The organism is Cobetia sp. SIMBA_158, from assembly GCF_046566945.1.
Lineage (GTDB): Bacteria > Pseudomonadota > Gammaproteobacteria > Pseudomonadales > Halomonadaceae > Cobetia > Cobetia amphilecti.
The window spans coordinates 1-233 of record NZ_JAWJYL010001158.1; the positions used below are offsets into that span (position 1 = coordinate 1).

The following is a 233-nucleotide window of genomic DNA, read 5'->3' on the forward strand; positions in this document are numbered from 1 at the left end:
TAACTGAACAGTGCTGTGTTGATCGTGTAAACGAATGTCACCAATAAACTTGCTTGAGATATCAGCTTCGTTAGCAATTCCGCCAACAATGTTCTTAACCTGAACACCATGCTCACGACCCACTTCGATACGGTAAGTATCCATAGGGCCTGCATCACGGCTGTTACGCTCGCGAGGTTTACGCTCAGCGCGTTCACCACCACGTTCGTTACGACGTCCGCGATCACCACGGT

At 49.8% G+C, this 233-nt stretch carries 1 protein-coding gene; it reads right to left on the bottom strand.

Annotated features, from left to right (window positions below; genetic code table 11):
• A partial coding sequence (locus R2R70_RS23390) for a DbpA RNA binding domain-containing protein (RefSeq protein ID WP_410979405.1) occupies positions 1 to 233 on the bottom strand: 233 nt, incomplete at both ends.